The sequence below is a fragment of the Arthrobacter sp. Soil_C_49 genome, from assembly GCF_057656635.1.
The window spans coordinates 1-13,737 of sequence record NZ_JBDGJZ010000023.1 but is presented as its reverse complement, the minus strand read 5'-3'; the positions used below and the strand labels follow the sequence as shown (position 1 = coordinate 13,737).

General features: G+C 62.6%; 10 protein-coding genes and 2 riboswitches. Of the genes, 2 read left to right on the top strand and 8 right to left on the bottom strand.

From position 1 onward, the window contains the following. Window positions 1–182 precede the first annotated feature (182 nt). From AC3A4Z_RS22455 to gcvP, 7 genes are all read right to left on the bottom strand, one after another. Complete coding sequence (locus AC3A4Z_RS22455) at window positions 183–866, bottom strand: hypothetical protein (protein WP_498714506.1); 684 nt, start codon at window positions 864–866, stop codon at window positions 183–185. Window positions 867–1,685: 819 nt separating this feature from the next. Beyond that, complete coding sequence (lipA, locus tag AC3A4Z_RS22450) at window positions 1,686–2,684, bottom strand: lipoyl synthase (RefSeq protein WP_498714503.1); 999 nt, start codon at window positions 2,682–2,684, stop codon at window positions 1,686–1,688. A gap of 13 nt (window positions 2,685–2,697) precedes the next feature. Next, window positions 2,698–4,125: an L-serine ammonia-lyase gene (locus AC3A4Z_RS22445; RefSeq protein WP_498714500.1), complete on the bottom strand. Its 1,428-nt coding sequence runs from the start codon at window positions 4,123–4,125 to the stop codon at window positions 2,698–2,700. A 175-nt stretch (window positions 4,126–4,300) separates the two neighbouring features. Continuing rightward, on the bottom strand, window positions 4,301–5,620 hold the full coding sequence (gene glyA / locus AC3A4Z_RS22440; RefSeq protein WP_498714498.1) for a serine hydroxymethyltransferase: 1,320 nt from the start codon (window positions 5,618–5,620) through the stop codon (window positions 4,301–4,303). Beyond that, window positions 5,617–6,000 carry a glycine cleavage system protein GcvH gene (gene gcvH, locus AC3A4Z_RS22435; RefSeq protein ID WP_498714493.1) on the bottom strand — a complete coding sequence of 128 codons (384 nt, stop codon included), beginning with the start codon at window positions 5,998–6,000 and terminating at the stop codon, window positions 5,617–5,619. The genes glyA and gcvH overlap by 4 nt, the downstream gene beginning before the upstream one ends. A 34-nt stretch (window positions 6,001–6,034) precedes the next feature. Next, a complete protein-coding gene (gene gcvT, locus AC3A4Z_RS22430; protein WP_498714491.1) occupies window positions 6,035–7,156 on the bottom strand; it encodes a glycine cleavage system aminomethyltransferase GcvT in 1,122 nt (373 codons plus the stop codon). Window positions 7,157–7,165: 9 nt separating this feature from the next. Beyond that, entirely contained in the window at window positions 7,166–10,036 is a 2,871-nt protein-coding gene (gcvP, locus tag AC3A4Z_RS22425; protein WP_498714488.1) for an aminomethyl-transferring glycine dehydrogenase, read from the bottom strand. Window positions 10,037–10,083: 47 nt separating this feature from the next. Further along, window positions 10,084–10,206: riboswitch (glycine riboswitch) on the bottom strand. After that, a riboswitch (glycine riboswitch) is annotated at window positions 10,207–10,301 on the bottom strand. Between the two features lie 232 nt (window positions 10,302–10,533). On the opposite strand from gcvP, the gene AC3A4Z_RS22420 reads away from it, so the two are divergent. After that, window positions 10,534–11,367 carry a mycofactocin-coupled SDR family oxidoreductase gene (locus tag AC3A4Z_RS22420; RefSeq protein WP_498714486.1) on the top strand — a complete coding sequence of 278 codons (834 nt, stop codon included), beginning with the start codon at window positions 10,534–10,536 and terminating at the stop codon, window positions 11,365–11,367. A gap of 61 nt (window positions 11,368–11,428) precedes the next feature. Here AC3A4Z_RS22420 and AC3A4Z_RS22415 read toward each other — a convergent pair whose 3' ends face one another. Beyond that, on the bottom strand, window positions 11,429–12,046 hold the full coding sequence (locus AC3A4Z_RS22415; protein ID WP_498714484.1) for a cupin domain-containing protein: 618 nt from the start codon (window positions 12,044–12,046) through the stop codon (window positions 11,429–11,431). 273 nt (window positions 12,047–12,319) lie between these two features. Between AC3A4Z_RS22415 and AC3A4Z_RS22410 the strand changes: the two genes are divergently transcribed. After that, entirely contained in the window at window positions 12,320–13,660 is a 1,341-nt protein-coding gene (locus AC3A4Z_RS22410; RefSeq protein ID WP_498714481.1) for a Tm-1-like ATP-binding domain-containing protein, read from the top strand. The last annotated feature ends 77 nt before the right edge of the window (window positions 13,661–13,737 follow it).

The window sequence follows — 13,737 nt, the reverse complement described above, 5'->3', positions numbered from 1 at the left end:
CCAGGACAATGGCTTTCATCTCTTCTCCTTCGGGGATTTCCCCCTGAAATAACGGAAACGGGTCTGCGGTTTCCAGGGCGGCTCCCTTAACTGTGGGCGCACCGGTACTGAAATATCTCTAGGTTGCAGGCATCCGTGCCGCTGCCCCTAGCCTCGGCAGTCCGTAACTAGCTAACGAAGTCCTACCGGACGTCAGAGGCATCGCGGGCGTCAAGGTATTCACGCATCCATTTAAGGGTTGAGCCAAAGTCTCCGACGCCGAAGGCGTCATCGAAGATCGCCGAGCCCACGGTGATCCCCCATGGCGCAAACCGTGCGATTTCGTCGAGACGCTTCGTGCTGTTGATGGATCCCGTGACTATCACTGGAGAGGGAACCTCTCGGATGAAAGTCTCGCCAAGATCTGAGGGATCGCCGTCTGTCCATCGGTAGAGAGACAAGGTCACTCCATCTGTGCTCGAACGGACTGAGTGTGCGTCAGCCACGATTTCTGCAATCGTTCCGTGAAGCATCCGCGGGACTCCACTTCGAGCGCCACAAGTCGGCAAGTAGCGGACTCCTGAACTCGACAGGAGGTCGGCGACAGATGGGTGATATGCCATGCCGATGAGGTAGTCGAGGTTCTCCGAGACAGCGAACTGTGCGGCGGCCAAGCACTCAGACTCCTCCTCCTTAAGGGATTCAAAGTGCACTGTCTTGCCTGCCTGCTTCATGTCGCGGGCTAGCAGTGCCTGCTCTTTCTGCGGGAGTCCGGTGTCTTTGAATCCCCAGTGCTTGGTGGGTGCCTCAACGGCGCTATCGAAGACAGCACGAGCGTTCTCGACGGTTTTGTCGTCGTGCGTCAGCATGGCAATCAATTCGGTCATGATGCCCCTTCTAAGTTCTTGGTCTGGACCGGCTCGTCCACTGGAATGTCTGCTGTTGTTGCGCTGGCGCAACCGTTCGTCGGCATGGATAAGGCGGCTACTTCTTGAACCTGTGCTCTCAGCTTCAGGCATTTCCATGCGCTTGGACCACAACTCCCGCCGCTGCCGCAACGCGTCAAAGTTTGGCCGGATCAGCAACGTCATCCCTTTTGGAATTACAGTTGGCGATAGTTTGCACCGAACGAATTTGCGTTATATGGGAAGATTAGTCCGGTCTGGCCGAACAGTCAAGACCCAGTGTTGGCCCCGGGCGGACACCTCGGGGAAGCCTAGGGCTGTAACGACGGGGCTTCCGCCTCAACAGTGATCCGCCCGAACGGGAATGACCCCGCTTCCGTCGCACTGCTGGAGGAAGCACTTGCCTAACTCGGCCCTCCTACCCCCGGGATCCCGATGTACGCCGCCTAGGGGGCCGAGCGGCGGCTTCTCGGGCGCGCTGTGGGCAAACTTCGACCCTGAGCCGCCCTAAGGAGCGGATGGACGACGCGCTCGACGCCGTAAGCTTCGACACTTAACGCAGTCGGGCAACGGCCGTGACGTGGGGGAAGGCGGGCTCGACTCCCAATCAGGCGAAGGCAAAATAATCTCAGCAATTCTGCGCCGGGTTCGCTTCTCCAGCAGGGACATTTCCGTCCTGGGGGTTGTCGAAATCATCCGGTCTGCTATAAGAGCTCTGTGGGCCTGCAGAAGAGCCTGCTTTGTACACAAGGACGCAATGCTCAGAAAGCTCATGCAGGCCTCCTAAGCGGGCGAATGCCACTACCTGAGGAGGGAGCTGGCTTCCTGGCGGGTGGTGCCGGAAGACTCGATGTGGGCCAGTTCTGCCGGGATGTCCCAGCCCTTCTTGCGCATCGCGGTGGCCCAGAGCCTGCCGGCGCGGTAGGAGGAACGGACCAGCGGGCCACTCGTGACGCCGAGGAAGCCGATCTCGGTGGCCTCGTCCTGGAGGTCCACGAATTCCTGCGGCTTGACCCACCGGTCCACCGGCAGGTGCCGCTCGGACGGGCGCAGGTACTGGGTGATGGTGATCAGGTCGCACCCGGCCTCGTGCAGGTCCTTCAGGGCTTCGGAGATTTCTTCGCGGGTTTCGCCCATGCCCAGGATCAGGTTGGACTTGGTCACCATGCCCAGGTTCCGGCCCTGCGTGATCACGTCCAGGGAACGGTCGTAGCGGAACGCCGGGCGGATCCGCTTGAAAATCCTGGGCACGGTTTCGACGTTGTGTGCGAACACCTCGGGCCTGGAATCGCAGATCGCGGCGATGTGTTCGGGTTTGCCGGAAAAGTCGGGGATCAGCAGCTCCACCCCGGTGCCCGGGTTCAGTTCGTGGATCTTGCGGACCGTCTCGGCGTACAGCCACACGCCCTCGTCCTCGAGGTCGTCGCGGGCCACGCCGGTGACGGTGGCGTAGCGCAGCTGCATCGCCTGCACGGACCGGGCCACCTTGGTCGGTTCGAACATGTCCACCGGGGAGGGTTTGCCGGTGTCGATCTGGCAGAAATCGCACCGCCGGGTGCACTCGGACCCGCCGATCAGGAACGTGGCTTCCTTGTCCTCCCAGCACTCAAAGATGTTGGGGCAGCCGGCCTCCTCACACACCGTGTGCAGGCCTTCCTTCTTCACCAGGTTCTTGAGCTGGACGAACTCCGGGCCCATCTGGACCTTGGCCTTGATCCAGTCCGGCTTGCGCTCCACCGGGACAGCAGAGTTGCGCTGTTCAACGCGGAGCAGCTTCCGGCCTTCAGGTGCCAATGTCATTGCTCTTCTTTCTTCAGCATTCGACGACGTTGACGGCGAGGCCGCCCATGGCGGTTTCTTTGTATTTGGAGCTCATGTCCTTGCCGGTCTCGCGCATGGTCACAATGACCTCATCCAGCGAGACCCGGTGCGAACCATCGCCCCAGAGCGCCATCTTCGCGGCGTTAATCGCCTTGGCTGCCGCGATCGCATTCCGTTCAATGCAGGGCACCTGCACCAGGCCCCCGATCGGGTCACACGTCAGGCCCAGGTTGTGCTCCATCGCGATCTCCGCCGCGTTCTCCACCTGCGCCGGGGTCCCACCCATCACCTCGGCCAGGCCCGCCGCCGCCATCGACGACGCCGAACCCACCTCGCCCTGGCAGCCCACCTCAGCCCCGGAAATCGACGCCTGCTCCTTGTACAGCACCCCCACGGCGCCGGCAGCGAGCAGGAACTTCACCACCACGTCGTCGCGGTCCTCCTGGCTGGCGTTCTCCATCCCCGGCGCGAAATGCAACGCGTAAAACAGCACCGCCGGGATGATCCCGGCCGCCCCGTTCGTGGGGGCAGTGACCACCCGCCCGCCGGAGGCGTTCTCCTCATTGACCGCCAGCGCGATCAAGTTAACCCACTCCTGCCAATACTTCTGGTCGTAGAAGTCCTCGTCCTGGCCCTCGCTGTCCGGCCGTGAACTTTCCTTCTTCAACCGGTCATACCAGTCTGGGGCGCGGCGGCGAACCTTCAGCCCGCCCGGCAATACCCCGGTCCGCGTTAGGGACGTCGCTACGCAGTTCTCCATCACCGACCAGATATGCAGCAGTCCGGCCCGAATCTCCGCCTCCGTCCGGATCGCCTTCTCATTCACGAACATCACCTCGGCGATCCCCAGCCCGCTCTCCCGGCAATGCTTCAGCAATTCCGCCGCGGTCCGGAACGGCAGGGGCAGTTCCTTCTTGGACGCCTCCAGCTCCTGCTGAGCCGCGTCCTCTTCGCCCTCCCGGACGATGAAACCGCCACCGACCGAGAAGAACGTCGCCGTATGCAAAACCTCCCCGGCCTCATCACTTACGGTGAACGTCATCCCGTTCGTGTGCCGGGGCAGCACCGTCAACGGCCGCAGCACCATGTCCTTCACCCCATAGGGCAACGGCACGGCACCGGCGAGCTGCAGCATCCCGGTCTCGGCGATTGCGGCCAGGCGTTCCCCCACCTCCTCGGGCAGGATCAGCTCCGGATGGAACCCCTCCAGCCCCAGCAGCACCGCGGTCATCGTCCCGTGCCCGTGCCCCGTGGCCGCCAATGATCCGTATAGATCCACCCGCAACCCCGCCACCGACCCCAGCACCCCGGAAGCCTTCAGCTCCTCCGCGAACACAGCAGCAGCCCGCATCGGCCCCACAGTATGAGAAGAGGAAGGGCCGATGCCGATCGAAAAGAGATCGAAGACTCCAACAGCCATGACGGGTTCCTATCTACAAGCGGTTCGTGGTCGGGGCAGGAGGTGACGGACGCGGGCCCGGTATCCGTGAGCATGCGTCTAAGGAAGCGTCACGTCCGCTCAGCGGGCGTATTCGCGACCGAGCACGCGGAGGCTGCCGGTCCCACCGGGCAAAAGTGACCACGGGCAGGAAGCCTTAGGCGAGGTTCGTGACGCCCGGGTAGAGCGGGTGGGCTGCAGCCAAGGCCTCGACGCGGTGACGCAGCCCCGAAAGGTCCGCGTCGGCGTCGGCCGTCAAAGCTTCGGCGATGATGTCGGCAACCTCGCGGAAGGCAGCTTCGCCGAACCCACGCGTGGCGAGCGCCGGCGTGCCGATCCGGAGACCGGAGGTGACCATCGGCGGGCGGGGGTCGAACGGGACGGCGTTGCGGTTAACTGTGATGTCGATGGCCGCGAGGCGGTCCTCGGCCTGTTGCCCGTTGAGCTCGCAGTTGCGCAGGTCAACGAGGACCAGGTGCACGTCGGTGCCGCCGGAGATCACGCTGATGCCGTTGGCGGTGACGTCGGGCTGGACCAGGCGTTCGGCCAGGATCCGGGCGCCGGCGAGGACGCGCTCCTGGCGCTCCTTGAACTCGGCCGAGGCCGCGATCTTGAACGCGACGGCCTTGCCCGCAATGACGTGTTCCAGCGGGCCGCCCTGCTGGCCCGGAAAGACAGCTGAGTTGATCTTCTTGGCGATGTCGGCGTCGTTCGTCAGGATGATGCCGCCGCGCGGACCGGCGAGGGTCTTGTGCGTGGTGGACGTGGTGACGTGCGCGTGCGGCACCGGTGACGGGTGCAGCCCGGCGGCCACCAGTCCGGCGAAGTGCGCCATGTCCACCATCAAGTACGCGCCCACGGAGTCGGCGATGCGGCGGAACTCGGCGAAGTCCAGCTGGCGGGCGTATGCAGACCAGCCGGCCACGATCAACGCCGGTTTGGTCTCCTGCGCCAGTCGCTCCACCTCGGCCATGTCCACGGTGTGGGTGTCCTCACGGACGCCGTACGGCACCACGTTGTAGAGCTTGCCGGAGAAGTTGATCTTCATGCCGTGGGTGAGGTGGCCGCCGTGGGCCAGGTTCAGGCCCATGATGGTGTCGCCGGGCTTGATCAGCGCGTGCATCACCGAGGCGTTCGCTTGCGCGCCGGAGTGCGGCTGCACGTTGGCGAACTCCGCGCCGAACAGTGCCTTGATGCGGTCAATGGCGAGCTGCTCCACGACGTCCACGTGCTCGCAGCCGCCGTAGTAGCGCTTGCCTGGGTAGCCCTCGGCGTACTTGTTGGTCAGCACCGAGCCCTGCGCCTGCATCACGGCGACGGCGGTGTGGTTCTCGGAGGCGATCATCTCCAGGCCGTCACGCTGCCGGGTGAGCTCGTCGTCAATCTTCGCTGCGATCTCAGGGTCCAGTACGGACAGGTCCGCGTCCAGGGACGGGGAAACGACCTGGGCGAATTTGGTCACTGCTGCCGGGTTCACAGTTCACCGCCGTTTGCTGCGGCGTATTCTTCAGCGGACATGAGCGGGCCTTCTTCGGTGACGGCCACCTTGAAGAGCCAGCCGGCGCCGTAGGGATCATTGTTGATCAGCGCGGGGTCGGAGACCACTTCGTCGTTGATCTCCACAACCTCGCCGGTGACGGGTGCGTAAAGGTCCGAGACGGACTTGGTGGATTCCACCTCGCCGCAGGTCTCCCCCGCAGTCACCGAGGAACCAACCTCGGGCAGGTCCACGTACACAATGTCGCCCAAGGCATCGGCAGCCACAGCGGAGATCCCGACGCCGGTCGGTCCGGATCCGTCAACAGCAACCCACTCGTGCTCGGCGGAGTACTTCAGTTCAGCAACAACTTTGCTCATGATGATTTTCCTTTGCTTGCTAGGTCTTGTTTGATTACTTTTGGCGCTTGTAGAACGGGAGTTCGACGATCTCGAAGCGTTCGGGTTTGCCGCGGAGGTCCACGTCCAGGACGGTACCGGGGGCGGAGTGTTCGACGTCGACGTAGGCCATGGCCACTGGGTAGCCGAGGGTGGGGGAGGGTTGGCCGGAAGTCACCTCGCCAATCAAGGTGCCGTTCTTAAGGACCGGGTAGTGCACGCGGGCTGCACGGCGGCCGGTGCCTTTGAGGCCCACAAGCTTCTGGCCCGCGGTGGAGCCGACGCCGGCAGCTTTGACCGCTGCCAGTGCTTCCTTGCCAACGAAGTCGCTTTCCTTCGCCAGCGACACCACCGGGCCCAGCCCTGCTGCGTAGGCGTTGACGTGCCGGGACAGCTCGTTGCCGTACAGCGGCATTCCGGCTTCGAGGCGGAGCGAATCGCGGCAAGCGAGACCGGCGGGGACCAGACCTTCCCCTGCCCCGGCTTCCAACAGCGCATCCCACAGCGCTGGGGCCGCCGCGTTGTTGGCGTAAATCTCGAAGCCGTCCTCGCCCGTGTAGCCGGTCCGGGCAAGCAACAGGTGCTGACCGTTGATCTCTACTTCGACGGCCGCGTAGTACTTCAGCTCCGTCACCAGCGAGTGCTGTTCGGTGGGGACCAGCTTAAGCAGGATGGCCTCGGCGTTCGGTCCCTGCACGGCGATGAGGGACGTCTCGGTGGAGGCGTCCTCGACTGTGACGTCGAACGCGGCTGCCCTTTCGGCCAGTGCCCTTGCCACCACCTTGGCATTGCCGGCGTTGGGCACCACCAGATAGCGGTCCTCTGCACGGCGGTAGGAAATCAGGTCGTCGATAATGCCCCCATCTCGTTGGCAAATCAGCGAGTACTTGGCCTTGCCGACGGCAACGGCGGACAGTTTGCCCACCAGCGCATAGTCCAGGAAGGCACCGGCGTCAGGGCCGGTCACCCAGATTTCACCCATGTGGGAGAGGTCGAACAGGCCGGCGGCGTTGCGCACGGCGTGGTGTTCGGCCAGTTCAGAGTTGTACTTCAGGGGCATCTGCCAGCCACCGAAGTCGGTGAAGGAGGCGCCGGCGAGCTTGTGCTGCTCGTAGAGCGCGGTGTAGTTCTCAGTCATCGGAATTCCTTAGTTCTCAAATTCGGAAAGCGGAGGGCAGGAGCAGACCAGGTTGCGGTCCCCTGCTGCGCCGTCGATGCGGCCGACCGGCGGGAAGTACTTGTCCTGTCGGAGGGAGGCCACCGGGAAGGCGGCCTGCTCACGCGGGTACGTCCGGTTCCAGTCGGAAGATAAGACGGCGACTGCCGTGTGGGGCGCGTTGCGCAGCGGGGACTTCTCCACGGTGAAGTCACCGGCGGCCACCTGGTCGATCTCCTGGCGGATGATGATCATAGCTTCGATGAAGCGGTCGATCTCCGCGAGGTCCTCGGACTCGGTGGGCTCCACCATGAGCGTGCCCGCCACCGGGAAGGACAGCGTGGGGGCGTGGAAGCCGAAGTCGATCAAACGCTTCGCCACGTCCTCGGCCGTGACGCCGGTCTTCGCCGTGAGTTCGCGCAGATCAAGGATGCACTCGTGCGCCACCAAACCGCTCTCGCCGGTGTAGAGGACCGGGAAGTGCTCATCCAGACGGGCGGCCACGTAGTTCGCGGCGAGAAGCGCCGACTTGGTGGCCTCGGTCAAACCCTGGCCGCCCATCAGCTTCACGTAGGCCCAGGAGATCGGCAGGACACCGGCGGAACCGAAGCGCGAAGCCGAAATGGCAACGCCATGTCCGGCTTCGTGGGCGGCCTTGTTGGCGTCGCCCGGCATAAACGGGGCGAGGTGCGCCTTCGCCGCAACAGGTCCGACACCGGGTCCGCCGCCGCCGTGCGGGATGCAGAAGGTCTTATGCAAGTTCAGGTGGGAGACGTCGCCGCCGAACTTGCCCGGCTGTGCCAAACCAACCAAAGCGTTCAGGTTCGCGCCGTCAACATACACCTGGCCGCCGGCCGCGTGGATGGCGTCGCAAACCTCTCGCACATCGGCGTCGTAAACGCCGTGGGTGGACGGGTAAGTGATCATGATGGCCGAAAGGACGTCCTTGTGGGCGTCAATCTTGGCCTGCAGGTCAGCGTGGTCGATGGTGCCGTCGGCGGCAGTGGCCACCACAACAACCTTCATACCCGCCAGTACGGCGGAGGCGGCGTTGGTGCCGTGGGCTGAGGCTGGGATGAGGCAGACGTTGCGCTGCGCCTCGCCCCGGGAGTGGTGGTAGCCGCGGATGGCCAACAGGCCGGCGAGTTCGCCCTGGGATCCTGCGTTGGGCTGGATGGAAACCTGGTCGTAGCCGGTGATTTCGGCGAGGTCAGCTTCCAGGCCGGCGATGAGTTCACGCCAACCGGCAGTCTGGGAATCCGGTGCGAACGGGTGGATGGAGGCGAACTCCGGCCAGGAGATGGCTTCCATCTCGGCGGTGGCGTTCAACTTCATGGTGCAGGAGCCCAGCGGGATCATGGTGCGGTCCAGCGCCAGGTCGCGGTCGGAGAGGCGGCGGATGTAGCGCAGCAGCTGGGTTTCGGAGCGGTGGGTGTTGAACACCGGATGCTGTAGGAACGCCGAGATACGCTCAACGGCGCTGTCCAGCGCAAAGCCGTCCGTGCTACCTGTTATGCGTGCACCGTAGGCGGCCACTATGGAGAAGGAGTACATGACGTCTGCAATGACTTGGGCAGTCGTTGTTTCGTCGGTTGATACGCCGACCAGGTCGCTGTCGATGACACGGAGGTTGATGCCTTTGGCTTCAGCGGCTGCGACCACGCTTCTCGCTTTACCGGGGACACGGACCGTGATGGTGTCAAAGAAGCTGGTGTGCAGCACCTCCAAGCCAGCGGCTTGGAGGGAGCCCGCAAGGATTTTGGCATTTTCATGCACGGCTTGGGCGATTGCTTTTAGCCCGTGGGGGCCGTGGTAGACCGCATACATGGAGGAGACGATGGCCAGCAGTGCCTGCGCGGTGCAGATGTTGGAGGTGGCCTTTTCGCGGCGGATGTGTTGCTCTCGGGTCTGGAGGGCCAGGCGGTACGCGGGGACGCCGGCGTTGTCCTTGGCAACGCCCACGAGGCGGCCAGGGAGGGTGCGTTCGAGGCCCTTCTGGACAGCCATGTACGCGGCGTGCGGCCCCCCAAAGAACAACGGCACGCCAAAACGCTGAGTGGAGCCGACGGCGATGTCCGCCCCCTGCTCGCCCGGAGGCGTAATGAGGGTCAGTGCAAGCAGATCGGCGGCGACCGTAACCAGGGCACCACGTTCTTTCGCGTCCGCGATGACGGCGCTGTGGTCGAAGACCCGGCCGGAGACACCGGGCTGCTGGAGCACCACACCGTTGATGACGCCCTCGGGCAGTCCCTCGGCAAGGTCGGCGACTTCAACCTCGAAGCCGAGCGCCTCGGCACGGCCCTTCACGATGGCGATGGTCTGCGGTAGGCAATCGGCGTCTAGGACAGTCTTGGCGTCCCTGGCGTCCTTGTTCTTGTTGGCTCGGCGCATCATGAGGACCGCTTCGGCTACCGCGGTGGCTTCATCGAGGAGCGACGCGTTGGCGATGGGCAGGCCCACCAGGTCCTGGATCATGGTCTGGAAGTTCAGCAACGCCTCGAGCCGGCCCTGGGAAATCTCCGGCTGGTACGGGGTGTAGGCGGTGTACCAGGCGGGTGCTTCGAGGATGTTGCGGCGGATTACCGGAGGAGTCACGGTGTCGTAGTAGCCCTGCCCGATCATCTGCACGGCGGTCTTGTTCTTGGCGGCCAGCCCGCGCAGTTCGGCGAGGGCTTCCACCTCACTCAACGCGCCGGTCAGTTCCAGGGAAGAGTCCTGTCGGATGTCGGCCGGAACAGCCGAGTCGACTAAGGAATCAATGGAGTCGTAGCCAACAGCCTTCAACATGGCTTCGACTTGGTCTTGCCTGCGCGTGCCGATGTGGCGGTCGACGAATGCAGCAGCTTTGGAATTGGCGGTCATAAGGAACTCCAGTGTCTACCAGCGCTTCAGGCGCCGGTGTTTGGGTTCCTCCCCGCTCTGTATTGGACCTGAGAGTTTCCGCTGCTCCTCGTCATGGCGTGGAGCAGCTTGCACCGTCGGTGAGCCCGTTCCCCGCAGAAGGAGTTGGCCGGGCTGCTTTCCAGAGTTGCCGCGTTGCAGCGGTACGTGGGCCTGAGAGATTCCTGGGGAGGGTTTGCTCCTACGGCGCCGACGGGGGTGTGCCGGACTCTCCCGCTGCAACTTAGTGGCACGTGTTCTGTCGTGATTACGACTACAAAGTACACCGCGGTCAGGGGTAATGGCAACCAGTGCCGAAAATGTCTTGCAACCAGGGGGCCAAACCGGCAGCGAGAGAGCGTGGCGGGGAAAAATACCCAAAAACCCTCCTTTTGTTCGACGCCAGCATGTATCGTGAGGTGGATAAACCAAATCTGTACGCTAGGACCGTTCAGAACCGATAGAATGGAGAGTCCGCTATGGCAGGACGATTTGACGGAAAAGTTGCTTTCATAACCGGTGTAGCTCGTGGGCAAGGGCGTTCGCATGCCGTTGGCCTTGCCTCCGAAGGCGCCCACATCATCGCAGTAGATGCATGCGCACCCATTGACACCGTTCCCTATGAAGGGGCGTCCTCAGCAGAGCTTGAGGAAACGGTCCGGCAGGTAGAAGCAGTTGGCGGCAAAATCCTGGCTCGCCAAGTGGACGTCCGCGATCTGGATGGCTTGACCGCTACTGTCAAGGACGGCGTGAGTGAGTTCGGCCGTCTGGATATCATCCTCGCAAACGCAGGCGTCGTCTCCTACGGTCAGCTGGCCGAACTGGACGAAGAAACCTGGCAAACGATGATTGACATCAATCTGACGGGTGTGTGGAAGACGGTCCGGGCAGGTGTACCGGCTATGATCGAGGCCGGCAACGGTGGGTCCATCATCCTGACTAGTTCCACGGCCGGGCTGAAGGCGTTGCATACCCTTGGCCATTATGTCGCGGCTAAACATGGCGTCATCGGCCTGATGCGTAACCTGGCCAATGAACTTGCCCCCCACAACATCAGGGCGAATGCGCTTGCCCCGACCAATGTTGACACCATCATGCTGAACAACCCTGGGGTCTTTAAGATGTTCCGCCCGGACCTGGAGAACCCGAACGCTGAGGACGCCCACTCGGGCTTCGTGGAGCATCACCTGATGAAGGTACCAATGATCGACACCGCGGATGTCACCAATGCGGTCAAATGGCTCGCCTCCGACGAGGCTCGCTACATCACTGGCGTCACGTTACCGATTGACCTTGGACTGCTCGCCAAGTAGAAAAGCCCGGCGGGCCGGTACTGATTGCAGCAGTATCGGCCCGCCGTTTCCAACCAGGCTTTTAGAAGCTTTTGGGCGTGTCAATCCAAATGTATTCGGTGACTGTTGTGGCTACGTTCTCCATCCTGTGGGGAATCGTACTGGGAAACCAGATTGAATCCCCGGGTTCGAGGAAATAAACCTGATCCTCCAAGACAACTTTGAGCCGGCCGGACAAGACCATTCCCCATTCTTCACCCTCGTGCGTATAGGGTTCATCACCAGTCGACGCGCCGACCTCGTAGCGTCCATAGATGGCTTCGATGGCTTCCGACTCTGGAGGGGAAGCGAGTTCAAAGCGGACGCCGCTGGATTCCATGCCTGAGCGGCTGCCGCTCAGGTACGACTTTGGACCCATGGGAGTTCGTTCGGCTGCCCGGACGACCCTGCCCTTGTCCTGTGTTGGCTCAGAGAAGAAGTAGGTGATGTTCGTACCGAGTGCTGCCGCCATGCGCTTTAATGTCGAGATTGACGGCTCGACCTTACCCTTTTCGATGTCGCTCACCAACGATGCTGAAACCCCTGCGCGTCCGGCAAGCCCGCGAATACTGTACTGGTATTGGTTCCTCAGCTCCCGCAGGCGGTCGCCAATCTGGACCGTAGAGTCCGCTTCTTCTTCGATCTCGCTGGTTTCGCTCATCCGCGTCCACTCCCTCATTCCTAGGTACATCGGCTCAGCGCTGCTCGTCACCACCTGCTCACAGCCTGAAACGCACCTTCGTTCGGTCTTACCGAATCTATTTTACGCATCGCGCTCCGGACGTCACTGCACCCTCGCCGGGGAATCCAACCTTCCAGCAACAAGCTGCGTCGAACGTTCCGACACTAAAAAGCGTCGTCCGTTCGGTGAGATCGAACGAAAAGTCGAAAATGCTCTTGACGTTGTACGCCAAGTCGACATAACGTGAGTGGCATGACGCACGCAAAGAAGCCTGAAGGTGTTCGACAAGTCGAACGGGGCAGCATCGGAACATGGCTTACGGTTCTCGTGATTGGCACTCTGGACACTAAGTCGGTTGAGCTGACCTCCGTTGCGGCGGAAATAGAACAGCTTGGCGCAAGCGTGATCCTGCTCGACACTTCCGGCCGCGCCCACCGTCACCTCACAGGGGCTCAGCTCAGCGGGGGACGGCCGCTCATTAGCCGGGAGGAAGTAGCCCAGGCGGCCGGCTATTCCAGCGAGCAAATTGACAGTATGGATCGTGGTGAGGCTGTCGCCGCACTCCGGGCTGGCGTCGCCGCTTCCTTCTCGAAGATGGTAAGCGACGGCCGCATCCATGCTGCGCTCTGTGTCGGGGGAGCGGGCGCTTACGTCACTCGCACGGCGTTTGAGGCATCCCCGGTTGGTTTTCCTAAAATGGTCGTTTCGCCCCTGGCCTCGGGTAACCGGAAGTTCGAGCCATACGTCGGGACGAGGGACGTCGCCACCCTGCATTCAGTCGCGGATATTGTCGGTCTGAATTCCATCACCTCCGCGGTTCTTCGTTCCGCAGCGGGCTATGTAGTCGGCGCGGCCGCCGCCACAGCCCATGTCAAGCGCGACGGAAAACCCCGCCCGGCAATCGCCGTCTCGCTGAATGGCAACACCACTGACGCGGTGATGAGAGCCCGCGACCAGATCGAAGGGGACGGCTTTGACTTGGTGGCGTTCCATGCCAATGGCGTGGGCGGCCGGGCCCTGGAGAATTTTGTGGCCTCCGGCGAGGTCGCCGCCGTTCTTGACTTCACCCTGACCGAACTGGCCGGTACCAAGATCGGTGGGCTGATGGATGCCGGACCTGGCCGTATGGAAACCGCTGGCCGCCTAGGTCTTCCCCAGGTTCTAGTTCCGGGATGCCTCGACTTCATCACCTGCGGCGACTTGGCGGAAACCCAGCGGCAGTATCCCGGACGAACAATGTTCGGCCACAACCCCGAGCTGACCCTGGTCCGTCTGGACGCCCGGGAAATGATCATCCTCGGACAGGAATTCGCTAAGAAGGCAAACTTGTCCACCGGCCCCACCGTTATCTGCATCCCCGAGGGCGGCTTCTCCATTAATGACCGCGAGGGCGGCCGGTTCTGGTCCCCTTCAGCTAACCAGGCATTCATCAAAGCCCTTAAAAACGAACTTCGGCCCGACATCAAAGTCATACACAGCGATCGCCATATCAATGACGACGAGTTTGTGTCCGAAGTGGTTGCGGAGCTGCGCCGCCTGTTATCAGACGCCCACCCATCAACACTTGGTGCGGTAGCAGCCGCAAACAACTGACCTGGAAACCGCAGACCCGTTTCCGTTATTTCAGGGGGAAATCCCCGAAGGAGAAGAGATGAAAGCCATTGTCCTGG